The organism is Skermanella sp., assembly GCF_059503625.1.
The window spans coordinates 2,056-3,252 of record NZ_JCACHA010000226.1; the positions used below are offsets into that span (position 1 = coordinate 2,056).

General features: G+C 59.6%; 2 protein-coding genes. Both read right to left on the reverse strand.

Going from position 1 to position 1,197, the window contains the following annotated elements; all coding sequences use genetic code 11:
- Positions 1-198 precede the first annotated feature (198 nt).
- Positions 199-687 carry an SsrA-binding protein SmpB gene (smpB, locus tag AC5JJ6_RS05600; RefSeq protein ID WP_496041092.1) on the reverse strand — a complete coding sequence of 163 codons (489 nt, stop codon included), beginning with the start codon at positions 685-687 and terminating at the stop codon, positions 199-201.
- A 38-nt stretch (positions 688-725) separates the two neighbouring features.
- The coding region (locus tag AC5JJ6_RS05605; RefSeq protein WP_496041093.1) for a dihydrodipicolinate synthase family protein at positions 726-1,197 on the reverse strand (472 nt) is incomplete at its 5' end.

The following is a 1,197-nucleotide window of genomic DNA, read 5'->3' on the forward strand; positions in this document are numbered from 1 at the left end:
TTTCGCCCTCGATCGCCCGTGTGCATCAGCACCGCGATCCGCCGTCGAGCGATCCGCACGGCAACATGTACGAAACCGCCTGATATACTTCGCAGGTGGACTGAACAGAACAGGGCGCGGCATTTCGGCCGCGCCCTGTTTATTTAACGATACTTCGATATCTCATCAAGATCGCTTCGGTCGCGACAAGGCCCGAGTTCAGTCGAAATCCTTGCCTTTGCTGCGTATGACACGCGCTTTGTCGCGTTGCCAGTCACGATCTTTCTCCGCAGCGCGCTTATCGCCCTTCTTCTTGCCGCGCCCGACCCCAAGCTCGACTTTGGCGACACCCCGTTCGTTGAAGTAGATCGACAACGGTACGACCGTGACGCCCTCCCGCTTGATGGCGCCCATCAGGCGGTTCATTTCCCGCTTGTGGACCAGCAACTTGCGCGGCCGCTTGGTTTCGTGCTGGTAATACTGGCCAGCCAACTGGTATTCCGGAATATAGGCATTCACCAGATAAAGCGCGCCGTTCTGCTCACCCGCATAGGACTCGGCAATGCTCGCTTTGCCGGAGCGGAGGGACTTGACCTCCGTTCCGACCAGCATGATTCCCGCTTCAAGGGTCTCATCGATGAAGTAATCGAACCGGGCGCGGCGGTTCTGAGCCGCGATCCGGCCCGAAACAGGACCCGGCTTAGCCATAGTGCTTCCTCTTCTTCTTGTTCGTCAAACAGTCTTGCTCAGTTGAGCACACCCGCCTTTACCATCGCCTCACGCACCGCTACCCGTGTCGCCTCGGTTACCGGAACGACCGGAAGCCGCAACTCTTCCGAGCAAATCCCGAGCAGGCTGGCGGCATACTTGACCGGTGCCGGGCTGGTTTCCAGGAAGAGCGCATTATGAAGCGGCATCAGCTGGTCACGCAGCCTTTCCACCGTCGCCCAATCCTTCGCCTGCCAAGCGGCATGAAGCTGGGCCGATTGAGCCGGCGCCACGTTCCCGGTGACGGAAATGCATCCGTGCCCGCCTTGGGCCAGGAACGCGACGACGCTGGCGTCCTCACCCGTCAACTGGCAGAACTCGGGGCCAATTTCGAGACGGGTCCTTAACGGTCTGGTTAAATCAGCTGTGGCATCCTTGACGCCAACGATATTGGGTAGCTTGGCGAGACGAGCCATGGTCGCGACCGACATGTCGATCACGCTGCGACCC

Excerpts from the sequence above, each read along its gene's own strand:
- smpB (WP_496041092.1), bottom strand. The coding sequence starts at position 687 with ATGGCTAAGCCGGGTCCTGTTTCGGGCCGGATCGCGGCTCAGAACCGC.